At 66.1% G+C, this 25224-nt stretch carries 22 protein-coding genes; 12 read left to right on the top strand and 10 right to left on the bottom strand.

Annotation, left to right across the window (positions count from 1 at the left end; translation table 11 throughout):
• The 11 genes from ribH (at position 1) to secG (ending at position 12691) form a co-directional block, all read left to right on the top strand.
• Positions 1 to 483, top strand: a complete 483-nt coding sequence (gene ribH / locus OLW90_RS05980; protein WP_319649152.1) for a 6,7-dimethyl-8-ribityllumazine synthase — start codon at positions 1 to 3, stop codon at positions 481 to 483.
• A 104-nt stretch (positions 484 to 587) separates the two neighbouring features.
• Positions 588 to 1121, top strand: a complete 534-nt coding sequence (locus OLW90_RS05975) for a PH domain-containing protein (RefSeq protein WP_319649151.1) — start codon at positions 588 to 590, stop codon at positions 1119 to 1121.
• A 15-nt stretch (positions 1122 to 1136) separates the two neighbouring features.
• On the top strand, positions 1137 to 3200 hold the full coding sequence (uvrC, locus tag OLW90_RS05970) for an excinuclease ABC subunit UvrC (RefSeq protein WP_319649149.1): 2064 nt from the start codon (positions 1137 to 1139) through the stop codon (positions 3198 to 3200).
• 7 nt (positions 3201 to 3207) lie between these two features.
• Positions 3208 to 4095, top strand: coding sequence for an RNase adapter RapZ (rapZ, locus tag OLW90_RS05965; RefSeq protein WP_319649147.1), 888 nt, complete (start codon positions 3208 to 3210; stop codon positions 4093 to 4095).
• An 8-nt stretch (positions 4096 to 4103) separates the two neighbouring features.
• Positions 4104 to 5063 (top strand): uridine diphosphate-N-acetylglucosamine-binding protein YvcK, encoded by a 960-nt coding sequence (locus tag OLW90_RS05960; RefSeq protein WP_319649146.1) that lies wholly within the window; start codon positions 4104 to 4106, stop codon positions 5061 to 5063.
• A 14-nt stretch (positions 5064 to 5077) separates the two neighbouring features.
• A complete protein-coding gene (gene whiA, locus OLW90_RS05955; RefSeq protein WP_319649144.1) occupies positions 5078 to 6100 on the top strand; it encodes a DNA-binding protein WhiA in 1023 nt (340 codons plus the stop codon).
• Positions 6101 to 6377: 277 nt separating this feature from the next.
• The gene (gene gap / locus OLW90_RS05950) at positions 6378 to 7382 is read left to right on the top strand and encodes a type I glyceraldehyde-3-phosphate dehydrogenase (protein WP_319649142.1); all 1005 of its coding nucleotides are present in this window, start codon (positions 6378 to 6380) and stop codon (positions 7380 to 7382) included.
• 119 nt (positions 7383 to 7501) lie between these two features.
• A complete protein-coding gene (locus tag OLW90_RS05945; protein ID WP_319649140.1) occupies positions 7502 to 8719 on the top strand; it encodes a phosphoglycerate kinase in 1218 nt (405 codons plus the stop codon).
• Positions 8720 to 8763: 44 nt separating this feature from the next.
• A complete protein-coding gene (gene tpiA, locus OLW90_RS05940) occupies positions 8764 to 9546 on the top strand; it encodes a triose-phosphate isomerase (protein WP_319649139.1) in 783 nt (260 codons plus the stop codon).
• A gap of 75 nt (positions 9547 to 9621) precedes the next feature.
• Positions 9622 to 12375, top strand: a complete 2754-nt coding sequence (gene ppc, locus OLW90_RS05935) for a phosphoenolpyruvate carboxylase (protein WP_413464524.1) — start codon at positions 9622 to 9624, stop codon at positions 12373 to 12375.
• 82 nt (positions 12376 to 12457) lie between these two features.
• On the top strand, positions 12458 to 12691 hold the full coding sequence (secG, locus tag OLW90_RS05930) for a preprotein translocase subunit SecG (protein ID WP_319649138.1): 234 nt from the start codon (positions 12458 to 12460) through the stop codon (positions 12689 to 12691).
• A 32-nt stretch (positions 12692 to 12723) separates the two neighbouring features.
• Here secG and pgl read toward each other — a convergent pair whose 3' ends face one another.
• The 5 genes from pgl to tkt all read right to left on the bottom strand — a co-directional run bounded on the left by pgl (position 12724) and on the right by tkt (position 19205).
• On the bottom strand, positions 12724 to 13434 hold the full coding sequence (gene pgl / locus OLW90_RS05925; protein ID WP_319649137.1) for a 6-phosphogluconolactonase: 711 nt from the start codon (positions 13432 to 13434) through the stop codon (positions 12724 to 12726).
• 2 nt (positions 13435 to 13436) lie between these two features.
• On the bottom strand, positions 13437 to 14360 hold the full coding sequence (locus tag OLW90_RS05920; RefSeq protein ID WP_319649136.1) for a glucose-6-phosphate dehydrogenase assembly protein OpcA: 924 nt from the start codon (positions 14358 to 14360) through the stop codon (positions 13437 to 13439).
• 15 nt (positions 14361 to 14375) lie between these two features.
• Positions 14376 to 15893, bottom strand: coding sequence for a glucose-6-phosphate dehydrogenase (zwf, locus tag OLW90_RS05915; RefSeq protein WP_319649135.1), 1518 nt, complete (start codon positions 15891 to 15893; stop codon positions 14376 to 14378).
• 103 nt (positions 15894 to 15996) lie between these two features.
• A complete protein-coding gene (tal, locus tag OLW90_RS05910; protein WP_319649134.1) occupies positions 15997 to 17082 on the bottom strand; it encodes a transaldolase in 1086 nt (361 codons plus the stop codon).
• 23 nt (positions 17083 to 17105) lie between these two features.
• Positions 17106 to 19205, bottom strand: a complete 2100-nt coding sequence (tkt, locus tag OLW90_RS05905) for a transketolase (RefSeq protein ID WP_319649133.1) — start codon at positions 19203 to 19205, stop codon at positions 17106 to 17108.
• Between the two features lie 301 nt (positions 19206 to 19506).
• Here tkt and OLW90_RS05900 point away from each other — a divergent pair, with 301 nt between their 5' ends.
• Positions 19507 to 20439 carry a heme o synthase gene (locus OLW90_RS05900; protein WP_319649132.1) on the top strand — a complete coding sequence of 311 codons (933 nt, stop codon included), beginning with the start codon at positions 19507 to 19509 and terminating at the stop codon, positions 20437 to 20439.
• Here OLW90_RS05900 and OLW90_RS05895 read toward each other — a convergent pair.
• The 5 genes from OLW90_RS05895 to OLW90_RS05875 form a co-directional block, all read right to left on the bottom strand.
• On the bottom strand, positions 20436 to 21335 hold the full coding sequence (locus OLW90_RS05895; protein WP_319649131.1) for a zinc-binding dehydrogenase: 900 nt from the start codon (positions 21333 to 21335) through the stop codon (positions 20436 to 20438). The two genes, OLW90_RS05900 and OLW90_RS05895, sit on opposite strands and share 4 nt — an antisense overlap.
• Before the next feature lie 13 nt (positions 21336 to 21348).
• Positions 21349 to 22326 (bottom strand): heme A synthase, encoded by a 978-nt coding sequence (locus OLW90_RS05890; RefSeq protein WP_319649130.1) that lies wholly within the window; start codon positions 22324 to 22326, stop codon positions 21349 to 21351.
• A gap of 120 nt (positions 22327 to 22446) precedes the next feature.
• Positions 22447 to 23463 (bottom strand): zinc-dependent alcohol dehydrogenase family protein, encoded by a 1017-nt coding sequence (locus OLW90_RS05885; RefSeq protein WP_319649129.1) that lies wholly within the window; start codon positions 23461 to 23463, stop codon positions 22447 to 22449.
• Positions 23464 to 23526: 63 nt separating this feature from the next.
• Positions 23527 to 24294: an ABC transporter permease gene (locus OLW90_RS05880; RefSeq protein ID WP_319649128.1), complete on the bottom strand. Its 768-nt coding sequence runs from the start codon at positions 24292 to 24294 to the stop codon at positions 23527 to 23529.
• Positions 24295 to 25221: an ABC transporter ATP-binding protein gene (locus tag OLW90_RS05875; RefSeq protein ID WP_319649127.1), complete on the bottom strand. Its 927-nt coding sequence runs from the start codon at positions 25219 to 25221 to the stop codon at positions 24295 to 24297.
• Between the last annotated feature and the right edge of the window lie 3 nt (positions 25222 to 25224).

Raw genomic sequence — 25224 nt, 5'->3', positions numbered from 1 at the left:
ATGGCAAAAGAAGGCCTGCCCGCTGCGGGCACCTCCACGGACTCCCTGGACGCCACCGGACTGACGGTGGCCGTGCTCACCTCCACCTGGAACGAGGAAATCTGCGATCGCCTCCACGAGCACGCGGTGGCCACCGCCAAGGAGGCCGGGGCCAGCGTGGAAGAGTTCCGAGTGATCGGCGCCCTGGAGATCCCCGTGGTGGCCCAGGAACTGGCCCGCCGCTATGACGCCGTGGTGGCCCTGGGCTGTGTGATCGAGGGCGGCACTCCGCACTTCAAGTACGTCTGCGATTCCGTGATGGAGGGCCTGGCCCAGATCGCGCTGGCGGAGGGCACCCCCGTGGGCAATGGCGTGCTGACCACCCACACCTATGAGCAGGCGGTGGAGCGCTCCGGCGGGGAGGGCGCGGTGGAGGATAAGGGCGCGGAGGCCGCCATCGCGGCCCTGCACACCGCCCTGGTCTTGCGCGGGATCACGGGCTAGAATTATCCAGATGAGGCGGCGCTTTATAGCGCTCTATGCTGCCGTGCAGCACCATAGATAAAGCCAGTAATTACAGCCAGATACGAGGCAGAGGTAGTACAAGGGTGGATACGAGCAAGCAACCGAGCGAGGCCCTCAGCGAGGCCGACCTCCAGCGGTATAACGCCGCAGATCCCACCGCGATGGTCTCCACCAAGCCCTGGGAACTGGTGATTACCTCCCCGCGCATGCGCCTGCTCGCCTGGGTGGCGGTGGCCGTCATCATGGCGGTGCACATCTTCATGTCCGCCGTGGTGGGAGTGGGGGATACCGGCGCGGCCCTGACCACCATTGATCGCTTTGCCTTCTTTGGCGTGGGCGTGGTGATCTCCATCGCGGTGTTCATCGGCCTGACCCGCCCCCGGGTACGCGTGAACGAGGACGGCGTGGAGGTGCGTAACTTCATTGGCACCCGGTTCTATCACTGGTCGGTGATCTATGGCCTGGCCTTCCCCCGTGGTTCCCGCATGGCCCGCCTGGAACTACCAGACTTTGAGTACGTGCCCATGTGGGCCATGCAGTCCGCCGACCGCGCCAGCATCGTCAAGGACGTGGCGGACTTCCGCGCCCTGGAATCCCAGTACATGCCACAGGACTAGCGGGGGAAGGAAGGCATGGCCGATCCCACCACCTATCGCCCCGCCCCCGGCACCATTCCCACGGATCCCGGGGTGTACAAGTTCCGGGGGGACGATCGTCGGGTGATCTACGTGGGCAAGGCGAAGAACCTGCGTTCTCGCCTGTCCAACTATTTCCAGGACATCACCCAGCTGCACCCGCGCACCCGCCAGATGGTGCTCACCGCCTCCTCCGTGGAGTGGACGGTGGTGGGCAGCGAGGTGGAGGCCCTGCAACTGGAATACACCTGGATCAAGCGCTTCGATCCGCGCTTTAACGTGAAGTATCGGGACGATAAAACCTATCCCATGCTCGCGGTATCCATGAGCGAGCGCTTCCCCCGCGCCTTTTTCTATCGCGGCCCGCGCCGCAAGGGCGTGCGTTACTTTGGCCCCTATTCCCACGCCTGGGCGGTGCGCGAGACCCTGGATCTGCTCACCCGGATTTTCCCCATGCGCACCTGCACCAAGGGCGTGTTCAACCGCCACGAGCAGTTGGGCCGCCCCTGCCTGCTGGGGTACATCGACAAGTGCGCCGCGCCCTGCATAGGCCGGGTGAGCGAGGAGGAACACCGGGAGATCTCGGAGGGCTTCTGTTCGTTCATGCAGGGGCACACGGACGCCGTGCGCAAGCGCCTCACCGAGCAGATGGAGGCCGCCGCCGAGGCCCTGGAGTTCGAGCGCGCGGCGCGGCTGCGCGATGATCTGGGGGCCATCGAGAAACTCACGGAGCAGCAATCCGTGGTACTGGGCGATGGCACGGACGCGGACATCATCGCCTTTTCCACCGATGAGTTGGAGGCCGCCGTGCAGATTTTCCACGTGCGCAGCGGCCGGGTGCGCGGCCAGCGCGGCTGGGTGGTGGAAAAATCCGGGGATCAGGCCGGGGGCAGCGAGCCCTTGACGGAGGGGCAGCCCGATCCCGCCCTGCCCTCCCTTATGCAGAACTTCCTGGTGCAGTTTTATGGTGACGCCGCCGAGCGCGCCGATCAGGAGGATAGGGAGGACGCGGAGTGGGTGCGCCGCCGGGGCGTGGATCAGATGTCCCACCAGCCGCAGCGGCGCAGCCAGGTCATTCCCCGGACGATCCTGGTGCAAGCCCTGCCGCAGGACCCGGAGGAGACCACCCGCGCGCTTCAAGATATGCGCGGTGGCCCGGTGGAGATCCGTGTGCCCCAGCGCGGCGATAAGCGCGCCCTGGCGGAGACGGTGGAGCGCAATGCCAAGGAGGCCCTGCGGCAGCACAAGCTCAAGCGCGTGGGTGACCTGACCGCGCGCTCCGCCGCGATCCAGGATATTCAGGACGCCCTGGGCATGGAGGTGGCCCCGCTGCGCATCGAGTGCACGGATATTTCCCACCTCCAGGGCACCGACGTGGTGGCCTCGCTGGTGGTCTTTGAGGACGGCCTGCCCAAGAAGTCCGATTATCGCCGGTACCGGATCAAGGAGGCCGCCGGGGACGGCCGCAGCGATGACGTGGCCTCCATCGCGGAGATCACGCGGCGTCGCTTCCTGCGTCACCACGAGCAGCGCTCCGAGGTGCCGGAGGCGGAGGAATTCGATGGCTCCACGTTCAGCGATGAAAAGGTGGAGGAGATGAGCGCGGACGCCAAGCGCTTTGCCTATCCGCCGCAACTTTTCATCGTGGACGGCGGTGCGCCCCAAGTGGCGGCGGCCCAGAAGGTCTTTGATGACCTGGGTATTATCGACGTCACCCTGGTGGGCCTGGCCAAGCGTCTGGAGGAACTGTGGGTGCCGGGGGAGGAGGACCCGGTGATCCTGCCGCGCAATTCCCAGGGCCTGTACCTGCTGCAACAGATCCGCGATGAGGCCCACCGCTTTGCCATCACCTATCACCGGCAGCAACGCTCCAAGAGGATGCGCCGCTCCGAGCTGGACGATATTAAGGGGCTGGGCCAGGCGCGGCGCACGGAGTTGGTGCGGCACTTTGGCTCCCTGAAAAAGCTCAAAGAGGCCAGCGTGGCGGAGATCGAGGCCGTCAAGGGCTTTGGCCCGGCCTTGGCCCAGGCGGTCTATGAGGGGCTGCACCCGCCCGCCTAGCGCTACAATGGCCGCCATGACGCTGCACCATCTTGTTCAACCTCCCATGCTGATCACGGGAATGTCCGGGGCCGGCCTTTCCACGGCCGCCAAGGTCTTTGAGGATCGGGATTGGTACGTGGCGCATAACCTCCCCCCGGAGTTGATCCTGCAACTGGCCTCCCTGTGCGATGCCGAGGATTCCCCGGTGAGCAAGGTGGCGATGGTCACCGACGTGCGCGCCCGCATGTTCCGGGGCAATATGCTCCAAACCCTTGAGGAACTGCGCGCCCGGGGCCTGGCCCCCATCATCTTGTTCCTCGATGCCCGCGATGACGTACTGATTAAGCGCTTCGATAGCGTGCGCCGCACCCACCCTTTGCAGGGGGAGGACACCCTCCTGGAGGGGATCGCCCGCGAGCGCGAGGTGCTCAGCGAGATCAAGGAGGACGCGGACGTCACCCTGGATACCTCCGATCTTTCCGTGCACGATCTGCGCCGCAGGATCGAGGAGACCTTTGGCCGCAGCGTCGATAAGCGCCGCCACGTCACCGTGCAGTCCTTTGGCTTTAAGCACGGCGTGCCCCGCGATTCGGACATCACCGTGGACGTGCGCTTCCTCCCCAATCCCTACTGGCAGCCAGAATTGCGGGCGTATCGCGGTACCGACGCCGCCGTGGCCCAGTACGTGCTGGAGCAGCAGGACGCGGAGCCCTTCGTGCGCAACTTCTTGCAGATGTTCGATTCCATGCAGCAGGGCTACCGCCACGAGGGCAAGAACTTCGTCACCGTCTCCATCGGCTGCACGGGCGGGCATCACCGCTCCGTGGCGGTTTCGGAAGAAATCGGACGGCGGCTGCGGGAACGCGAGGACCTCAGCGTGAACATCGTGCACCGCGACATCGCTCGGGATTAGGGGGAACCATGCGGCATATTGTGAGCCTGGGCGGCGGACACGGCCTTTTTCAGACGCTGCGCGCCGATCGCCTGTGTGATCCCGAGACGATCACCGCGATCGTAACCGTGGCCGATGATGGCGGTTCCTCCGGCCGGATCCGGCGCGAACTGCAAATGATCCCCCCGGGTGACCTGCGCATGGCCCTCGCGGCCCTGGCGGGGGATAGCCCCGAGGATCAGATGTGGGCCACCGCCCTGCAACACCGCTTTGGCGGCAACGGGGCGCTGGCCGGGCACGCCGTGGGCAACCTGCTCATCTCCGGCCTGGAAGAGGTGCTGGGCAGCACCCAGCAGGCCCTGGATACCGTCGCGCGGCTCACCGGCTCGCGCGGGCGGGTGCTTCCCATGTGCCTTCAGCCCCTGGACATCGAGGCCGATGTGTCCGGGCTTGACGACGACCCCCGGATCATGCGCCCCGTGCGCGGCCAGGTGGCCGTGGCCTCCACCCCCGGCTCGGTGCGGCGGGTGCGCCTCCTCCCGGAGGAACCCGCCGCCAACCCCGAGGCCCAGGAGGCCATCACTCAGGCGGACGTGGTCACGCTGGGGCCGGGTTCGTGGTTTTCCAGCGTGATCCCGCACCTGCTCGTGCCCGGCATCGTGGAGGCTCTCAACGCCACCTCGGCGCAGAAGGTCGTGGTGCTCAACCTCTCCGCCGAGCCGGGGGAGACTCAGGGATTCTCCTCGGAGCGCCACCTGCACATGCTCTCCCAGCACGCCCCGGCGCTGCGGGTGGATCGGATTCTCATCGATGCCTACTCCATTCCCACCTCCGGGGAGCGGGCCCACGTGGAGCGCGCCGCCGCCCGCCTGGGGGCCACGGTGGAGTTCGCGGACGTGGAGGCCGTGGCGGAGGATGGCCGCCGCAGCAACCGGCACGATCCCGCCAAACTCGCCGCCGCATTACGCTCCCTTGCCGCCGCCTACTAAACTGGCTCGGCATTATGGAAAGGCAGAAGGAACCCGGCGGGGCGGAACTCACCGCCAAGGCGAAAGCGGAACTCGCCGCGGTGGAAACACGTGGTACTGCGGCCCGGATCGCGGAGGTCGCGGCCATGCTGCGGTGCAGTTCCACCATGGTGAACGACGGGGGAAACCTGCTGGTGGAGGCGGAGTTGGACTCCCTGGCCGCCATCAAGCGCCTGCGCGCGGAACTCGCAGACCTCTTTGGGGTTTCTGCGCGGGTGCGCACGGTGCGGCCGGGTAATCCCGGCCAGGGCCGCAAGCCACCCCGGCACCTGCTCACTCTGAGCGAGGGCGCGATGGAGGTGGTGCGGCGCACCGGCCTGGTGGGACCCACCGGGGTGATCATCGTGGGTCTGCCGCCCCAGGTGGTGTCCGGCACCATCAGCGACGTGGAGGCGGCCTGGCGGGGAGCGTTCTTAGCCCGGGGGCGGCTCGCCGCACCGGGGCGGGCCGTTTCCCTGGAGGTCACCTGCCCGCGCGAGGAGACCGGCTTGGCGCTGGTGGGCTGCGCCCGCCGCCTGGGTATGACGGCCAAGACCAAGGAGACCCGTGGGGTGCACAAGGTGGTGATCCGCGAGGCGGACGCGATTGGTGCGCTGCTCACCCGCATGGGGGCCCAGCACACACGCCTGGAGTGGGACGTGCTGCGCCAGGCCCGCGAGGAACTCCTGGGCACCAATAGGCTGGTGAACTTCGATGACGCCAACCTGCGCCGCTCGGCCCGCGCCGCCGTGGCCGCCGCCGCGCGGGTGGAGCGGGCGATGGAGATTTTGGGCGATGACGTGCCCGAGCACCTCGCGGAGGCCGGATACCTGCGGGTGGAGCACCGCCAGGCCTCCCTGGAGGAGTTGGGCCGCCTGGCGGATCCCCCCATGACCAAGGACGCCATCGCCGGCCGGATCCGCCGTCTGCTCTCCATGGCGGATAAGAAGGCCGAGGAGGAGGGGCTGGAGGATACTCGTTCCGCGCTCACGGAGGATATGCTCGACGGCGAGGATTAAAAAGTGGTGAGTATCACTTTTCTGGGGTCGGGGGATGAGGCGCGGCGGGCGAGGGGGTGGACGCCCCCAAGCGGGGGTGATTTTCCGCCGGTCATGTGGGGTTAGCGCCCGAACGGGCGAAAAATCCCCCTTGGTTGCGCTTTACACCTTCTGTATCTGTGGGATCAAGTTTGGTTATTTGCCTGCGGGCGCGGGGAGAGGTCGGTACACTCGTCCCTGTGAGGCAAAGCGCCCTGGGCGCTTTGGACACCACTCTCAAACCTAGAGGAGTTTTATAGTGACCATTCGTGTTGGTATCAACGGCTTTGGCCGCATTGGCCGCAACTTCTTCCGTGCCGTTCTTCAGCGCAGCGAGGCCCTGGAGGTCGTCGCCGTGAACGATCTGACCGATAACCAGACCCTGTCCACGCTGCTGAAGTATGACTCGATCCTGGGCAAGCTGGAGCAGGACGTCGAGTTCGATGATGATTCCATCACCGTGGGTGGCAAGCGCATCGCCGTTTCCGCCGAGCGCGATCCGAAGAACCTGGACTGGGCCGCGCACAACGTGGACATCGTGATCGAGTCCACCGGCTTCTTCACCGACGCCGAGGCCGCCAAGGCTCACCTTGAGGGTGGTGCAAAGAAGGTCATCATCTCCGCTCCGGCGAAGAACGAGGACGCCACCTTTGTGTACAACGTGAACCACGAGGATTATGACCCGGAGAAGCACACCGTGATCTCCGGTGCCTCCTGCACCACCAACTGCCTGGCTCCGATGGCCAAGGTGCTCAACGATACCTTCGGTATCGAGGAGGGCCTGATGACCACCGTGCACGCCTACACCGGCGATCAGCGCCTGCACGACGCCCCGCACAAGGACCTGCGTCGCGCCCGCGCCGCCGCCGTGAACATCGTGCCCACCTCCACCGGCGCCGCCAAGGCCGTGTCCCTGGTGCTCCCGGAGCTTAAGGGCAAGCTGGACGGCTACGCCCTGCGCGTGCCCGTGATCACCGGCTCCGCCACGGATCTGACCTTCACCGCCAAGGAAGAGGTCAGCGTGGAGGCCGTGAACGCCGCTATCAAGGCCGCCGCCGAGGGCGCTATGGCCGATACCCTGGCCTACACCGAGGATCCGATCGTCTCCCAGGACATCGTGACGGATTCCCACGGTTCCATCTTTGACGCCGGCCTGACCAAGGTCATCGGCAAGCAGGTCAAGGTGGTCTCCTGGTACGACAACGAGTGGGGCTACACCTGCCAGTTGCTGCGCCTGACGGAGCACGTGGCCTCCAAGCTCTAATACTTGGTGCTTGTACCCTGCGGCCCGGGGTGTGCCTCGGCACACCGGGGCCGCATTTTTCTTGGCTTGACTGAACTTGGCTGAACCTGGCTTAGCCCCGAAAGGACATAGACACAATCATGGCTATCAAGACCATTGACGATCTGCTGCGCGAGGGCGTGGAGGGCCGCCACATTCTGGTGCGCTCAGACTTCAACGTTCCGCTTAATGATGCCGGTGAGATCACCGATCCCGGCCGTATCCACGCCTCCCTGCCCACCCTGAAGGCGCTGGTGGAGGGCGGTGCCAAGGTGATCGTGACCGCACACCTGGGCCGCCCCAAGGGAGAGGTGAACCCGAAGTTCTCCCTCGCCCCGGTGGCCGAGGCTCTCTCCGAGGCCCTGGGCCAGTACGTGGCCCTGGCCAGCGACGTAGTGGGGGAGGACGCCCACGAGCGCGCCAACGGCCTCAACGAGGGCGACGTACTGTTGGTGGAAAACGTGCGCTTTGATCCCCGCGAGACCTCCAAGGACGAGGCCGAGCGCGGTGCCTTTGCCGATGAATTGGTGGCGCTGGCCGCCGATAACGGCGCCTTCATCTCCGATGGCTTCGGCGTGGTCCACCGCGCCCAGGCATCCGTGTATGACGTGGCCAAGCGCCTCCCGGCCTACGCGGGCTACCTGGTGAACAAGGAAGTCGATGTGCTGGAGAAGGTGGCCGCCAAGCCCGAGCACCCCTACGTGGTGGTGCTCGGCGGCTCCAAGGTCTCCGATAAGCTCGGCGTGATCGAGGCCCTGGCGCAGAAGGCCGATCACCTCATCATCGGCGGTGGCATGTGCTACACGTTCCTGGCCGCCCAGGGCTATAACGTGCAAAAGTCCCTCCTCCAGGAGGAGATGGTACAGACCTGCGCCGATCTGCTGGAGCGCTTTGGGGAGAAGATCGTGCTGCCCGTGGACCTGGTGGCCGCCACGGAGTTTGCCGCCGACGCGGAGAACACCGTGGTATCCCTGGACGGTATCCCGGAGGGTTGGCAGTCCCTGGACATCGGGCCGGACTCCGTCACTGCCTTTGCCGAGGTGCTGGCAAAGTCCAAGACCGTGTTCTGGAACGGCCCGATGGGCGTATTCGAGTTCGAGGCCTTTGCCAAGGGCACCGCCGGGGTGGCGCAGGCCATCATCGACGCGACCGCGCAGAACGGTTCCTTTACCGTGGTGGGCGGTGGGGATTCCGCCGCTTCCGTGCGCGCCCTGGGCCTTGACGAGGAGGGCTTCTCCCACATCTCCACCGGCGGCGGAGCCTCCCTGGAGTTCCTTGAGGGCAAGGAACTCCCCGGCGTGGCCGTACTCAACGCCTAATCTGCCGCCCCCGATCCCCGTTCAACCAAGAAAGGCTTTTGCTCATGGCACGTACCCCCTTGATTGCCGGTAACTGGAAGATGAACCTCGATCACCTTGAGGCCATCGCCACCGTGCAGAAACTCGCTTTTGCCCTGCCCAAGGAATACTACGAGAAGGTCGATGTGGCGGTGACCGTTCCGTTCACCGATCTGCGCTCGGTGCAGACCCTGGTGGAGGGCGATAAACTCTCGGTCACCTACGGCGCGCAGGACGTCTCCGAGCACGAGTCCGGGGCCTACACCGGCGAGATTTCCGCCGCCATGCTGGCCAAACTGGGCTGCTCCTGGGTGGTCACCGGCCACTCCGAGCGCCGCCAGTACCACCACGAGACCGACGCCCAAGTGGCCGCCAAGTCCAAGGCCGCCCTGGACAAGGGAATCTCGCCCATCGTGTGCGTGGGCGAACCCCTGGAGATCCGGGAAAAGGGCACCCACGTGGAGTACGTGGTGGAACAGACCAAGGCCTCCCTGGAGGGCCTGAGCGCGGAGGAACTCTCCCGCACCGTGATCGCCTACGAGCCGGTGTGGGCCATCGGCACCGGCAAGGTGGCCTCGGCCGCTGATGCCCAGGAGGTATGCCACGCGCTGCGCAATCTCATCCGGGAGATCGCCGGCGAGGAGGTTGCCGCGGGAATCCGTATCCTCTACGGAGGCTCCGTGAAGGCGGAGACGGTGGCCGAGATCGTCGGCCAGCCGGACGTGGACGGCGGCCTGGTGGGCGGGGCCTCCCTGGACGGGCAGGCCTTTGCCAAGCTGGCCGCTAACGCCGCAGGCCCGCTGAACTAAGCACCCACAACAACGCCGCGACGCCCCCAGAGCACTCGCCTGGGCGGTGTCGCGGCGTTATGAGGAAGGACACCCGTGGAGAATACGATCAATCTCCAAGACGATATTCGTTACCTCGGCCGCATCCTCGGTGAGGTGATCGCCCAGCAGGAGGGCCCGGAGGTATTCGACCTCGTGGAATCCTCCCGCCGCAAGGCCTTCGACGTGGCCGGGCAGGAGGCAGACATGTCTGCACTGGTGGACATGTTCCGGGACATCGACCCCGACCGCGCCGAGCCGGTGATCCGCGCCTTTAGCCACTTCGCGCTCATGGCCAACCTCGCGGAGGATATTCACGATGAGCGCGCTCGCCTGGAGCACCAGCGCAGCGGCGCGCCCGCCCCGGACTCCACGCTGGAGGCCACCTGGGCCAAGTTCCAGGAGGCCGAGGTGCCCCCGGAGTCCCTGGCCGAGGAACTTCCGCACACGCTGGTGGCCCCGGTACTCACCGCCCACCCCACGGAGACGCGGCGGCGCACCGTATTCGATGCTCAAAAGCACATCGCCAAGGCCATGCGGCGTCGGCACGCGCTGCTGGGAGCCCCGCAGAACGTATACGCGCAGCGGGACCTGGAGGCTATCGACACCGACATTCGTCGCCGCCTCACCGTGCTGTGGCAGACCGCGCTGATCCGCGTGGCCCGTCCCCGCATCGAGGACGAGATCGAGGTGGGACTGCGCTATTACAAGTTGAGCCTGCTGGAGGAGATCCCGCGGATCAACCTGGACGTGCTCGCCCGGCTACGCGAGGCCCTGGGCCGCGAGGTCACCCCGCATGCGATTATTCGGCCCGGTTCCTGGATCGGCGGCGATCACGACGGCAACCCCTACGTCACCGCCCAGACCCTGGATTACGCCACCCGCCGCGCCGCGCACACGGCCCTGCAATATTATTGCTCGGAACTACACCGGCTGGAACACGAACTGAGCATTTCGGACCGCATGAGCGAGGTCAGCGTGGATCTCTACGCGCTGGCCGAGCGCGGCCATAATGACGTCCCCAGCCGCGTCGATGAGCCTTATCGCCGCGCCATTCACGGCGTGCGCGGGCGCATGCTGGCCACCATCACCGCGCTCATCGGGGAGGACGCCGTGGAGGGGCAGTGGCATCGCGCCCACGAGGCTTATGGCTCCGCCGAGGAGTTCGCCGCCGACCTGAGCATTATCGACGCCTCCCTGCGCGCCAGCAAGGATGACATCATCGCCGATGATCGCCTGGCGCGCCTGCGCGCGGCGGTGCAGAGCTTTGGCTTCCACCTGTACTCGATGGATATTCGCCAGAACTCCGAGAGTTACGAGGACGTGCTCACCGAGATCCTGGACGTGGCGCGCGTGACGGAGAACTACCGGGGCCTCAGCGAGGAGGAGAAGATCGCGCTTTTGGTGCGCGAGCTGGAAACCCCACGACCCCTCGTGCCCACCGGCTATGCGGGCTATAGCGAGGAGACCCGCCGCGAACTGGGTATCTTCCGCCAGGCGGCCGCCTCCGTGGAGCGCTTTGGCCCGGAGACGGTGCCGCACTGCATTATCTCCATGGCGGAGTCCGTCAGCGACATCCTGGAGCCGATGGTACTGCTCAAGGAGGTGGGCCTGATCCAGGCGGGCGGGGAGCGGCCCACCGGCACCGTGGATATTATTCCGCTCTTTGAGACGATCGACGACCTCAACGCCGGGGCCGGGATCCTGGAACAACTCTGGGATCTTCCCCTCTATCGCGAGTATCTGCGCCAGCGTGGTGACGTCCAGGAGGTCATGCTGGGCTACTCCGATTCCAATAAGGATGGCGGCTACTTTGCCGCCAATTGGGCCCTGTACAGCGGCGAGATGGACTTGGTGCGGGTGTGCCGCGAGCGCGGCCTGCGGCTGCGCCTCTTTCACGGGCGCGGCGGCACGGTGGGCCGCGGCGGTGGCCCCTCCTACGAGGCGATCCTGGCCCAGCCGCAGGGCGCGGTGGCGGGTTCCGTGCGGATCACCGAGCAGGGCGAGATCATCTCCGCCAAGTACGGCTCGCGGGATACCGCGCGCCGGAACCTGGAGGCCTTAGTCTCCGCCACGCTGGAGGCCAGCGTGCTGGACGTGAACGACCTGGATGATCCCCAGCGCGCCTACGAGATCATGGCCTGGCTCTCGGCGGCCAGCCAGCGCAAGTATTCCGAGCTGGCGCACCAGGACCCCGGGTTTATCCAGTACTTCACGGAGTCCACCCCCTTGCAGGAGATCGGCGCGCTCAACATCGGCTCGCGCCCCTCCTCCCGCAAGCAGACGGAATCGCTGGGCGATCTGCGCGCCATCCCCTGGGTGCTCTCCTGGTCCCAATCTCGCGTCATGCTGCCCGGCTGGTTCGGGGTGGGTACCGCCCTGCACCAGTGGTTGGAGCAGGGGGAGCGGGTGGAGGAGTTGCGGGCGCTCAACGAGTCCTGGCCCTTCTTCAATTCCGTGCTGTCCAATATGGCGCAGGTGATGAGCAAGGCGGAGATGAACCTGGCTCGGCTCTACGCCGATCTCATCGCTGATCCCGAGGTGGCCGAGCGCATTTACCGCACGATCAAGGAGGAATACGATCTCACCCTGGAGATGTTCGAGCGCATCACCGGGCGCGCGCATCTTCTGGAGGATAATCCCTCCCTGGCGCGCTCTGTGCGCTCGCGCTATCCCTACCTCCTGCCGCTGAATATCATTCAGGTGGAGTTGCTGCGCCGCTACCGCGCGGGCGATCACCGCGATAGCGTGGCCGCCGGTATCCAACTCACCATGAATGGCCTCGCCACGGCGCTGCGCAATTCTGGTTAATTAGCCGGTGCCTTCACCGTCATATCCCCGCCCGTGGTGTAGGGTGGGGAAAGTCCCCGATTTATTCTTGAAAAGGAATGACATGGTTCTTGCGTTTGAGATCATCCTTGTGCTGACCGCCGTGCTCATGACGGCGCTGGTGCTGCTGCACAAGGGTAAGGGCGGCGGCCTGTCCAGCCTCTTTGGCGGCGGCGTGCAGTCCAACCTCTCTGGTTCCACCGTGGTGGAGAAGAACCTTGATCGCTATACCATCGTGGTGGCGCTGATCTGGGTTGTCTGCATTATCGCCCTGAACCTGATCCAGGCATATGCCTAAACCCGCCCGAGCGGCAGGCTTAGGCCTATCTCCTAGAGGAGGCTGGCCGCCTCCTCATCCAGGAAGAGGATCGTTTCCGCCACGCCCCGTGCCCCCGCTGCGGGCCAGAGCATGGCGCTTTCGTTATTCGCCACCGCCGCAGCGGCCTCCGCCTTGGCGGCACCGGAAACTAGGAGCCACACCCGCCGCGCCCGGCCAATCGCGGGGAGCGTAAGGCTGAGGCGCTGGGCCGGGGGTTTGGGGGAATCGTGCACCGCCACCACCAGCCGCCGCTTTTCCGCGGTGGCCTCGGAGTGGGGGAACAGCGAGTTGATGTGCCCCTCGCCGCCCATACCTAGCAGGTGCAGATCAAAGCCCTCCGGCGCGTAGCGCTCCACTATCTGCTCGTAGCGCCGCGCGGCCTCCTCCAGGGAGGCCTCTCCGCTCAACCCCATGCCGTGAACATTCTCGGGGGGAATCGCCACGGAGCCCAGCAGCGCGGCTCGGGCCTGCCCCTCATTGGATTCGGGATCGTTCACGGGGACGTTGCGCTCGTCGCCAAAGAACACGTGTACGCGCTCCCAGGCGATGTCCTCGCGCTCGCGCAGGCTCTCCAGGAGCGCTATCCCAGCCCCGCCGCCGGTGAGCACGAGCCGGGCGGTGCCGTCGCCTCGGCCTTGAGCCTCCCGCACCACCTCGGCCACACCCTCGGCGGCCGCGGCCACGAGCGCGGGAAGATCCTTATACCGTTGAATATCCGCCATCGTTAGTTTTCCTCGCCTTTCTCAAAGTCCACCGCGCCGATCCCACTCAGTGCCTCCGCGTAAATCACGTCCGGGTCAAGGTGGCGCAGTTCCTCCGCCAGGCAATCCGCCGTGGAACGGGGATTCATGGCCACCAGGGACTCCGGCCGCTGGGGCATCCGCACGGAAATGGTGGAGTGGCTGCGGTTATGAATGGTCACCGGGCCGCTGGGAAACTCCACGCGCAGCTCGCAGGGCTCCAGATCGCCCTTGATCTGATGGGTGGCCACGCCCCGGCGCACCGGCACTCCCAGGCGGCTGGCCAGCCACCCGGCGGCCAGATCAATGCTGGGGTTATTCTCCGGCCCCTTCACGCTCACGGACACCACGCCCTCCTCCGGGTGGGAATCCAGGGAGGAGGCCACCACCCCACGCCACTGGGTGATCCGCGCCCAGGCAAGGTCGGAGTCACCGGGGGAGTAGCTCTCCGGGCGCAGGTAGCCGTCCGTGATGCGGCGCTGCGCCAAGCGACCCACCGGGTGCTCGGCGGGCACCTCCGGGGCTTCCGACGGCCACCACACCACGATGGGGGTATCCGGCAGGAGCAGGGGAGTGACCACGGAATCGGCGTGGGCGGCCACCTCCCCACGCAGGGTCATGATGACGAATTCGCTGGCACCCACGGTGCCGCCCACGCGGATCTCCGCGTCCACCCCGGAGTGTTGCGCCGGGCGCTGCGGGCCGCCGTCGATAAGCACCAGCACGCGGGAGGGGTGCTCCCAGGAGGCATCCGTGGTCACTCGGATGATCTCGGGGAGATCATCGCCGCTGGTGGCCATGACGATGAGGGTGAGCACGCGCCCCGTGGTCTGCGCCGTGGTTTCGTGGATATGCTGCAATGACGCGGCAATATCACGGGTCGTGGTATTGGGAAGATCAATTATCACGTCCTGTGCCTTTCTTTAAGGGCGCCGCCAGGCGCGGCCGGTTCGGGTGAGCATGTGATCGGCGGACTCGGGGCCCCAGGTACCGGCCCGGTACTCGTCCGGCTTGCCGGAGGCCGCCCAGTGTTCCAGCACGGGGTCGAGGATCTTCCAGCTCAACTCCACCTCGGAGTTGGTGGGGAAGAGGCTGGACTCATCGCGCAGGGCGTCCAGGATCAGGCGCTCATAGGCCTCGGGAGATTCCTCGGTAAAGGCCTCCGCGTAGGAGAAGTCCATGTTCACATCGCGCACCTCCATCGCGGAGCCGGGAACCTTGGAGCCAAAGCGCATGAGCACGCCCTCGTCCGGCTGAATACGGATCACCACGGCGTTGTGTTCCAAGGCATGAGTGCCCTGATCCCCAAAGAGGTGGTGCGGGGCGGACTTGAACACCAGGGCGATCTCCGTGACGCGCCTGCCCAGGCGCTTGCCGGTGCGCAGGTAAAACGGCACGCCCGCCCAGCGGCGCGAGGCGATCTCCAGGGTGCAGGCGGCATAGGTTTCCGTGGTGGAATCGGGGTCAAAGCCCTCCTCCTCGCGCAGCCCCTTCACGTAGGTGGAGCCCTGCCAACCGGCGGTGTACTGCCCGCGCGCGGTGGTCTGATCCAGCGGATACACCGGCTGGGTGGCGCGCAGCACCTTGATCTTCTCCGCGCGCAATTGGTTGGGGGAAAACGAGATGGGTTCCTCCATGGCCACCAGTGCAAGCAACTGAATGAGGTGGTTCTGGATCACGTCGCGGGCCGCGCCGATCGTATCGTAATAGCCCGCGCGGCCGCCCACGCCGATGTCCTCGGCCATCGTGATCTGCACGTGGTCGATGTAATGGGCATTCCAGAACGGCTCAAAGAGCTGATTGGCAAAGCGCAGCGCCATGATGTTCTGCACCGTTTCCTTGCCCAGGTAATGATCGATGCGGAATACCGAGGATTCCGGGAACACCGCATTGACGATGCCATTGAGTTCCTCGGCGGATTCCTGATCGTGGCCAAAGGGCTTTTCAATAATCACCCGCCGCCAGGAGCCCGCCGGGGCCTCGGCCACGCCGCTGCGCTCTAACTGATGGCACACCGTGGCAAAGAAGTCCGGGGGCACGGAGAGATACAGCGCCCAGTTCCCGGAGGTGCCGCGTGTGGCGTCCATCTGCGCCAGGGTCTCGGCCAGGTGATCAAAGGCGGAATCGTCATCGAAATCGCCGGTGACAAAGTGCATTCCCTCCGCCAGGCGATCCCACACGTTTTGGTGAAACTCGGTGCGGGCCTTTTCCTTCACGGCGGCCAGCACGTAATCCTCAAAGTCCTGCTTGCTCCACTGCCTGCGGCCATACCCCACCAGGGTAAACCCGGCCGGGAGAAGCCCCCTATTGGCGAGGTCATAAATGGCCGGAAGGAGTTTTTTACGGGCGAGGTCGCCGGTGACCCCAAAGATCACCATGCCCGAGGGGCCCGCAATGAGGGGCAATCGCTTATCCCGCGGATCGCGGAGCGGGTTTGTCACGTTCTTCTCCCTTTCGCAGAATGAATAGCACTGGCCGGGGGCGGCGATAATATTATTCCGAAATATTATCCCGACCCCGGCCCAATGCCCATGAGGTAATGGCCTACAGGCGCTCGCTCATGGAAGCTAGCAGTTCCTCCCAGGCGGTGACGAACTTATCCACGCCCTCCTTTTCCAGCACCGCAAACACATCGTCAAGGTCAATGCCCACGCGCTCCAGGGCGGCAAAGAGCCGCTCCGCCTCCTCCTCGGTTCCGGTGAGGGTATCGCCGCGCAGATCATCGCTGCCTAAAACCGCGTCGATCGTGGCCTGGGGCATGGTGTTCACGGTCTGCGGCCCGGCTAGTTCCGCCACGTACAACGTGGCCGGATAGTCCGGGTTCTTCACCCCGGTGGAGGCCCACAGCGGGCGCTGCACCTGGGCGTTCTCCGGGAGATGGGTGGAATCGGCAAAGGCCTGGCTAAATAGCGCGTAGGCGCGGCGCGCGTTGGCCACACCGGCCTTGCCCCGCAGGGCCAGGGCCTCCTCGGTGCCAATGGCTTCCAGCCGCTTATCCACCTCGGTGTCCATGCGGGAGACAAAGAAGGAGGCCACGGAGAAAATCGCGGACACATCGTGGCCGTTATCCGCCGCGCGGCGGATACCCTCCTTGTACGCCTCGATCACGCGGGCGTAGCGCTCCACGGAGAAAATCAGGGTGACGTTCACGCTGATCCCGTCCGCGAGGGCGTCGGCAATGGCGGGCAGGGAGCCCTCGGTGGCCGGGATCTTAATCATGGCGTTGGAGCGATCCACCTGCCGCCACAGTTCGCGGGCTTGGGCCAGCGTGGCCTGGGCGTCATCGGAGATGCGGGGATCGACCTCGATGGACACGCGGCCATCGCGGCCGTTCGTGGCACGGAAAACCTCGGCAAAAATATCGCAGGCGGAGCGCACGTCCGCCACGCTCATGGCGTAGACGGCGGTGTCCGCGTCGGCACCAGCCTCACGCAGTTGCGCGATCTGCTCGTCATAGGCGGTGCCCTTGGACATCGCAGCGGCAAAGATCGCCGGGTTGGTGGTCACGCCGACGATGCCGTCGGAGGCGATCATCTCCTCCAGGTTGCCCGAGGTGATCCGCTCGCGGGAGAGATCATCGAGCCAGGTCATCGTGCCGATCTGGGCCAGGGATTCAATGGTGGTGCTCATGGTGGGTACTCCTTGTGTTCGATTTAAGCCCCGGCGAGGGATTCCTTGGCGGCGGTCACCACGGCCTGCGCCGTGATGCCAAACTCCTGGTACAGACGCTGGTAATCCGCGGAGGCACCATAGTGCTCCAGGGACACCGCGCGGCCCTGGGTGCCCAGGAAGCGGTGCCACGGCATGGCGATGGCCGCCTCCACGGAAACGCGGGCCGTGACCTCGGGGGGCAGCACCTCGTCGATGTACGCCTGGTCCTGCTGGGCAAACCAATCCAGGCAGGGCACGGAGACCACGCGGGCCGCAATGCCTTGTTCCTCCAGCTCGGCGGCAGCCTCCACGGCCAACTGCACCTCGGAGCCGGAGCCCATCAGGATCACGTCCGGGGTGTCCTTGGAGCCCTCCACCAGCACGTAGGCACCGCGCGCCACGCCCTCGGCGGCGCGTTCCTTGGTGCCCTCCAGCACCGGCACATTCTGGCGGGTCAGGGCGAAGGCCTTGGGGCCGTGTTCCTCGGTGAGCAGGGCCGCGCGCCACGCGGCGGCGGTCTCGTTGGCGTCCGCCGGGCGCAGCACCGCGAGGTTCGGGATCGCGCGCAGCGCGGCCAGGGACTCCACCGGCTGGTGGGTGGGGCCGTCCTCGCCCAGGCCGATGGAATCGTGGGTCCACACGTAGTACACATCGGTGCCCATCAGGGCCGCCAGGCGCACGGCGGGACGCATGTAATCGGAGAAGATGAGGAAGGTACCGCCATAGGGACGGGTGGGGCCGTGCAGGGCGATGCCGTTGAGAATGGAACCCATCGCGTGCTCGCGGATACCAAAGTGCAGGTTCCGCCCATAGGGATTGGCCTGGAAGGCCCCCGTGGAGATGGTCTCCGGGCCAAAGGAAGCGTCCGCCTTGATCACGGTGTTATTGGAACCGGCCAGGTCGGCGGAGCCGCCCCACAGTTCCGGCAGGGTGGCACCGAGCGCCTGCAACACGGCCTCCGAGGCCTTGCGCGTGGCCACGCCCTTGGTGTCCGGCTCCCAGGTGGGAAGTTCCGCGTCCCAGCCCTGGGGGAGATCACCGGAGAAGAGGCGATCGAAGAGCGCGTGCCGCTCCGGGTTGGCCTCCGCCCAGCGGGCGAAGCCCTCGTTCCACTGCTCGTGAGCGCGTGCGCCGCGCTCGATCAGGCCCCGGGTGTGCTCGATGACCTCGGCGGAAACGGCAAAGTGAGCCTCGGGATCAAAGTCCAGGGCCGTTTTCACCCCGGCCACCTCCTCCTCGCCCAGGGCCGCGCCGTGCACCTTGCCGGTATTGGCCAGGGTGGGGGCGGGGTAGCCGATCACGGTGCGCACGCGGATAAAGGTGGGGCGGTTCGTCTCCGCCTTGGCCTTGGCGATGGCCTCCTCCAGAGCCACCACGTCCTCGCCGCCCTCGATCTCCAGGGTCTGCCAGCCGTAGGCCTGGTAGCGCGCCACCACGTCCTCGGTGAAGGCGATCTGGGTATCGTCCTCGATGGAAATGCGGTTATCGTCCCAGAACACGATGAGGTTGCCCAGTTGCTGGGTGCCGGCCAACGAACTCGCCTCGGCCGTCACGCCCTCCTCCAGGTCACCATCGGAGGCGATCACGTAAATGTGGTGGTCGAAGGGGGACTGCCCCGGTGCGGCCTCGGGGTCGAAGAGGCCGCGCTCGCGGCGGGCGGCCATCGCCATGCCCACGGCGGAGGCCAGGCCCTGGCCCAGCGGCCCGGTGGTCATCTCCACGCCCTTGGTGTGCCCGTACTCCGGGTGGCCGGGGGTGAGCGAACCCCAGGTGCGCAGGGCCTTGAGATCCTCCAGCTCCAGGCCGAAGCCGCCCAGGTAGAGCTGAATGTACTGGGTAAGGGAGGAGTGCCCGGCGGAAAGCACAAAGCGATCGCGGCCCACCCAGGCGGTATCGGCCGGATCATGGCGCAGCACGCGCTGGTAGAGGGTATAGGCCAGGGGAGCCAGGCTCATGGCGGTGCCGGGGTGGCCGCTGCCGCAGTTCTGCACGGCGTCGGCAGCCAGAACGCGGGCGGTGTCCACGGCCTGGGTATCCACCTCCGTCCAGTCCTCGGGGTAACGGCGCGTGGTGAGAGCCTGTAGTTCGGGGGAAAGCGGCACGGTAATGATCCTCACGTTCGTATCAGCAAAATGGCGTAGACACCACCTTAGTGTTTTTCCCTCGCGCACAGCCACAGCCGCGCGCAATCCTGGTACCCCCGGTTTAACCGCTGCAACCAACACAACCAACCCAGCCTGGAGGCAGTGTTCGCGCCGCAGCCCCCGCGCGATAGAGTGAAAAAGATTGTGCGCGCCCGTACCCTCAGATGAGATATATGATCGCTACGGGAACTATCGCGTATCCCGGCTCGACTAGTGTGGGGCGGCTGACAACACCACGAGATTGCTGGAGGCATCTTCCTTGAACACGATCAAGGCATACATCGCGCTGACGAAGCCACGGGTGATTGAACTTCTCCTCGTGGCCACGATCCCCGCGATGCTTCAAGCCGATCGTGGCGAAAACAATATCGTGCTCATCCTGCTCACCCTCATCGGCGGCTGGATGGGAGCGGCGGCCGCCAACACCTTCAACATGGTGGCGGACTCCGATATTGATCAGAAGATGGGCCGCACCCGCGCCCGCCCCCTGGTGCGGCACACGGTGTCCAACCGCAACGCCACCATCTTCGCCTGGACGCTCACGGTAGTCAGTTTCCTCTGGTTGTGGCTGCTCTGCGGCTCGCTGCTAGCGGCGGTCTTTGTCATGTTCACCATCTGGTTCTACATCGTGGTGTACACCAAGTACCTCAAGCGCCGCACCCACATGAACATCGTGTGGGGCGGTGCCGCCGGTTGCATGCCCGTGGCCGTGGGCTGGGCTGTGATCACGGATAACACCCCCGACGCCTCCCTTTGGGGCTGGTGGCAGGCCCTAGTGCTCTGGCTCATCATCTTCTTCTGGACGCCCCCGCACACCTGGGCGCTGGCCATGAAGTACCGCGATGATTACGAGCGCGCGGGCGTGCCCATGCTCCCCGTGGTACGCACGCCGGTGGAGGTCACCCGCCAGATCCTCTGGTACAGCTGGGCCACCGTGGGCGTATCCCTGCTCCTGGTTCCCGCCACCTCCTGGATTTACCTGGCCGGAGCGGTGATCTCCGGCGCGGCATTCCTGATCATGGCCACCCAACTGCACCGTGGGGTGCGCGATGGCCAGCCGGTGAAACCACTGAAGCTCTTTATCCTTTCCAATAACTACCTCGCGGTGCTCTTTGTGGCCCTGTCCGTGGACGCGATCCTGGGCTGGGAGACGTTCGGGCAGATGGCGGGCTGGAGCGCGGCGGCGTTTTAGAACCGCACGGCGGTGAGGCCACCCGCCAGCTCGTCTAGGGGAATATCCGCGGCCTCCTCGGGGGAGTGGACGCGCACGTGCGGAATGGTGATGTGGCCTTCCGTTATCGCCTGGGTGACGGCCTGGGAGCGGGTGCGAAAGCCCTCCGGCTCCCGCACGTAATCTTCCAGCACGGGGCAGGCGAGGTTCAACGAGCCCTGGGCCGCAAGGTCCAGGGGCGAGATGCGTTTGACGGGCTGAGCGGGGTTCCCGTGCAGGCACAGCGTGCCGCGCGGCCGCAGGCTCGATAGCGAGTGATCGAGGCCCTGCTTACCCGCGCCGTGCAGGGCGATGTCGGCCCCACCGGCCTCGGCGGCGCGGCGGGGAGCCACGTGCGCGCGCTGCACCACGATAGCGTGATCGAGGTGCGGCGAAGCCTCCCCGGAGGGGGAGACCGCGATGACCCGCGCGCCCAGGGAGCTGGCCCACTGGGCGCTGATGAGGCCCACGGGATCGTCGGCGGGATTAATCAGCACCGTGCTGCCCGCCTCCACGGGGCTGAGGGAAAACAGCAGCACGTGGGCCATCATGGCCGGGCCGAGCATGGTGGCGGCTATCTCGGGGGCGATGCCTCCGGGCACCGCCACCATGCGGTCCCGGGGCACGCAGGCGGCCTCGGCGCAGGAACCGGGCACCCCGGCCCAGGCCACCAGGGTGCCCTCGGGCAACAGCCCCTGGGGATCGCGCACGATTGTTCCGGTGCCCTGGGTGCCCAGGACATCGCCTATCGACGCCCCCGGGGGCACCGCCACCTCGGCCGCCTGCACGGCCACCAGCACCTGGTGTTCCTCCGGCTGCGGTGCCTCCCCGGTTACCACCTCGGGGGTACCGGCCGCTCCCCAGATCAGCGCCCTCATGATTGCCCGGCCATCAGTGCCCCACGCGGGCGGTCACGGTATCGGCGGTATCCTCGGTTTCCGCGCCCTCCGGCGAATACCGGCGCCACCCCAGGGCGTACAAGAAGGAGGTGAAGGCCACCACCACCGAGGACATGGCGATGTGCATGGGCACGGACCAGCGGGGAACACCCAGCCGGTACTGCATGATCCCGATAACCCCCTGCACCACGATCATGGCCAGGAGAATCAGGCCGGTGCGCTTGGCTTCCGCCGAGGCCTTGCGCTGATACAGCAGCACCACGGTGATGAAGGTGAAAAAGAGGTACACGTACATGAGGTAGCCGTGAATATGCGCCATGAGGTCAATATCCACCTCCAGGCGTCCCTCCATGCCCGCCTCGGCGTCGCCCGCGTGGGGGCCCGCGCCGGTGACCATCGTGCCCGTGACCAGCACCACCACCAGCGCGCAGACGGCCACCACCGCGCTGATGCGCACCGCGCGCGGATAGGTGCGCACGGGTTCCACGTCATCGGGCTCGGCTACCCGGATAAACAGCAATGCCGCCACCCACACCAGCACCATTGAGGGCAAAAAGTGCAGGGCCACGGACCACCACTTGAGGTCCATGAGCACGGAGATCCCGCCGATCACGGCCTGGAGGATCACGCCAAAACCGGAGATGAGCGCATAGTTCATCAATTCCGTGCGGCGTCCAGCCTGGAGCAGAGCCACAAACACGGCCACCACGGATGCCACCACCACGAAGGTGAGCAGGCGATTACCGAACTCGATGACCTGGTGCACCAGGGGGGCGGCTCCCTGCACGGGAACCAGCGAGCCCTCGTGACACTGCGGCCAGGTATTGCAGCCCAGGCCGGAGCCGGTCACGCGGACGATGGAGCCGGTCACCGTGATGCCGCCCTGGCAGATCAGCAGAATCAGCGCCAGGATGCGTTGCAGGCGCACGGAGGGCACAAAGTTTTTCACGGTCTGCGGCAGGGTACTCACAAACCCCTAGCCTAATGCGCCGCCGTGGGGAAACACCACACGGCGCGGGCTGGCTAAGGCGTTAAAAGAAACACGCGGGCGCGGCGGAACTTACCGCGCCCGCTATCCGACGCCTCCGCGCTAGGGCCGCACCAGAACCTTGATGGCCTCGCGCTGATCCATCGCGCGGTATCCCTCCGCAATATCCGCCAGGGCCACCTCCTTGGTGAACACCTTGCCGGGCTCGATGGCGCGATCAAAGATCAGGCGGATCAACTCCGGCAGGTACTTGCGCACGGGGGCGGGCCCGCCCATGAGGTGCACCTCGGAAGCAAAGAGTTCCTCGCCCGGCAGGGAAACCCCGTGCGAGACTCCCACGTATCCCACGTATCCGCCGGGGCGGCAGGAAGCGATGGCCTGCTTCATGGATTCCTGGGTTCCCACGGCCTCGATCACGCTGTGCGCACCCAATCCGCCGGTGAGTTCCTTGACCTTGGCCACGCCCTCCTCACCGCGTTCCTCCACGATGTCCGTGGCCCCGAACTCTCGCGCCAGGGCCTGGCGATCGGCGTGGCGGCTCATGGCGATGATCCGCTCGGCCCCCATCTGCTTGGCGGAGAGAATCGCCAGCAGGCCCACCGCGCCGTCGCCCACCACCACGACCGTCTTGCCGGGGCCCGCCTGGGCCTCGTCGGCAGCGAACCAGCCGGTGCCGAGCACGTCGGAGGCGGCGAGCAGGGAAGGAATAAGGTCCTCGTCCGGGGTGGCGGGGGTGGGGACGAGGGTGCCGTCGGCAAGCGGAACCCGCAGGTACTCGGACTGGGCCTCGCCCACAAAGCCGCCGTTGGCGCAGCGGGAGGGGTAGCCATCGGTGCAGATCTCGCAGGTGTTATCGGAGAGGCAGAAGGAGCCCACCACGAAGTCGCCCGGCTTGACGGTGCTCACCGCGGATCCCACCTCCTCCACCACGCCTACGTATTCGTGGCCCATGCGGCGGGGTTCGGTGATCTCATCGGCGCCGCGATAGGGCCAGAGGTCGGAACCGCACACGCAGGTGGCCGCGATCTTGATGATGGCGTCGGTGGGCTCGACGATGGTGGGTTTATCCACCTCGGCCACGCGGACGTCTCCGGTGCCGTGGATAAAAGTGGCCTTCATGGGTGCTCCTTCTACGAGGTCAAACAACTTTTGCCTCGCCCACCCTACACCTTAAAAAGCGCCCTAACTGCTAAACCGGAACCAGCGCCGGGTCGCAGCGGAGACTGCCACGAGCCACACCACCAGGCTGAGCCACTGCACCCAGGGGATCGTCCCAGCGAAGGCATCGGTAAGCCCGCTGGCCAGGGCCACCGAGGGGATGACATCCCACCAACTGCTGCCGTCGAGCCCGTAGTGATAGAGCACCAGCCCCACGATTCCCACCATGAGCACCCAAATGAGATTGGCCAGGGCCAGCACCACCTCGGAACTCAGGGTGCCGCCCATGAGCAGCCCCATGGAGGTGAAGGTGGCCGCGCCCAGGATGAGGGTTATCAGGCCCACCAGCAGCCCTCCCACGCTTACCTGCCAACCCAAAAAGGCTGCGGTGGCGCCCAGCACCAGGGTTTGCAGGAGCACCATCGCGGCCACCGCGATGATCTTGCCCACGATGATGACCCAGGCGGGCACCCCGGAGGCACCCGTGCGCTTGAGCGCACCGTAACGGCGATCAAAGGCCAGGGAAATGGCCTGTCCGGTGAAGCCGGAGGAGGTGGCCGCGATAGCCAGCATCATGGGAAACCCCTGACGCAGGGGATCGGGATCGTCCAGAATGGGTACCTGCGAGATGCCGATGAGCAGCCCCAGCGGAATGATGAGGCTGAGCAACTGCTGCTCGCCGTGGCGGAGGAAAAGCAGCGTCTCGATGCGCCCCTGCGCGGCGATCAGCGCGGCCTTGGGCGCGCGCTGGGGGGCGGGGGCAAAGGTACCGGCGGGATAATCGCTCACCATTTAACTCCTCAGTTCTCGGCCGGTGATGTCCAAAAAGACGTCCTCCAGGCTGCACCGCGCCACGTCCAGGCTGCGCACTAGCACCCCCTGGGCCGCCACGGCGGAAACCACCTGGGCCACGGCCTGCGGGGTGGGAGCGATCTGCAATGCGTAGTGCAGGGGGCGCACCGCCACGCAGGAGCCCTCCGGCAGGTGCGCCTGGCGCTCCACGGCGGCGGTATCGAGTTCGCTGGCCGTGCTCAACCGCAATTGGGGTTGGGTATCCGTGGTCAGTTCCGCGGGCGTGCCGCTGGCCACCGCGCGGCCGCGATCCATAATGACCACCTGATCGGCCAGGGCCTCGGCCTCGTCCATCAGGTGCGTGGTCAGCACCACCGTCACGCCGTCGCGACGCAGCACCCGCATGAGATCCCATACCGCCAGGCGCGATTGCGCGTCCATGCCCGCGGTGGGTTCGTCAAGGAACACCAGTTCCGGGCGGCCGATGAGCGCCAGCGCCAGGGAAAGGCGCTGCTGCTGGCCCCCGGAGAGGCGCCGATACGTATTCTTCCGCGCCCCGGTGAGCCCCACCACCTCCATGAGCCAGCCCGGGTCGAGGGGATTGGCGCTATACGCGGCGGTAAGCCGCAGCATTTCCTCCACCTTGATCCCCGAGTAGGAGCCACCGCCCTGCAACATAATGCCGATGCGCTCGCGCACCCGCTCCGGCTGGGTAGCGGGGTCAAGGCCCAGGACGCTGATCTGCCCGGCGGTGGGCTTGAGAAAACCCACGCACATGTCAATCGTGGTGGTCTTTCCCGCCCCGTTGGGCCCCAGGAGAGCGAGTATTTCACCACGGCGCGCGGACAGCGATAGCTCATTGACGGCGGTGGTCGTGCGGAAAGATTTGCACACACCGCGCAGTTCGAGAGCGTTTTGGACAGCCACGGC

This window comes from Corynebacterium sp. 21KM1197, assembly GCF_033783015.1.
Taxonomy (GTDB): Bacteria; Actinomycetota; Actinomycetes; order Mycobacteriales; family Mycobacteriaceae; genus Corynebacterium.
The sequence above is the reverse complement of the archived record's forward strand: the minus strand, read 5'-3'. Positions and strand labels throughout refer to the sequence as shown.

What these genes read in the sequence shown, in the direction of transcription:
- OLW90_RS05960 (WP_319649146.1), top strand. Translation starts at nt 4,104, where the DNA reads ATGCGGCATATTGTGAGCCTGGGCGGCGGACACGGCCTTTTTCAGACG.
- uvrC (WP_319649149.1), top strand. Translation starts at nt 1,137, where the DNA reads ATGGCCGATCCCACCACCTATCGCCCCGCCCCCGGCACCATTCCCACG.
- secG (WP_319649138.1), top strand. Translation starts at nt 12,458, where the DNA reads ATGGTTCTTGCGTTTGAGATCATCCTTGTGCTGACCGCCGTGCTCATG.
- OLW90_RS05885 (WP_319649129.1), bottom strand. Translation starts at nt 23,463, where the DNA reads ATGAAGGCCACTTTTATCCACGGCACCGGAGACGTCCGCGTGGCCGAG.
- OLW90_RS05895 (WP_319649131.1), bottom strand. Translation starts at nt 21,335, where the DNA reads ATGAGGGCGCTGATCTGGGGAGCGGCCGGTACCCCCGAGGTGGTAACC.
- OLW90_RS05880 (WP_319649128.1), bottom strand. Translation starts at nt 24,294, where the DNA reads ATGGTGAGCGATTATCCCGCCGGTACCTTTGCCCCCGCCCCCCAGCGC.
- ribH (WP_319649152.1), top strand. Translation starts at nt 1, where the DNA reads ATGGCAAAAGAAGGCCTGCCCGCTGCGGGCACCTCCACGGACTCCCTG.
- pgl (WP_319649137.1), bottom strand. Translation starts at nt 13,434, where the DNA reads ATGGCGGATATTCAACGGTATAAGGATCTTCCCGCGCTCGTGGCCGCG.
- tpiA (WP_319649139.1), top strand. Translation starts at nt 8,764, where the DNA reads ATGGCACGTACCCCCTTGATTGCCGGTAACTGGAAGATGAACCTCGAT.
- tal (WP_319649134.1), bottom strand. Translation starts at nt 17,082, where the DNA reads ATGAGCACCACCATTGAATCCCTGGCCCAGATCGGCACGATGACCTGG.
- rapZ (WP_319649147.1), top strand. Translation starts at nt 3,208, where the DNA reads ATGGCCGCCATGACGCTGCACCATCTTGTTCAACCTCCCATGCTGATC.
- OLW90_RS05945 (WP_319649140.1), top strand. Translation starts at nt 7,502, where the DNA reads ATGGCTATCAAGACCATTGACGATCTGCTGCGCGAGGGCGTGGAGGGC.
- whiA (WP_319649144.1), top strand. Translation starts at nt 5,078, where the DNA reads ATGGAAAGGCAGAAGGAACCCGGCGGGGCGGAACTCACCGCCAAGGCG.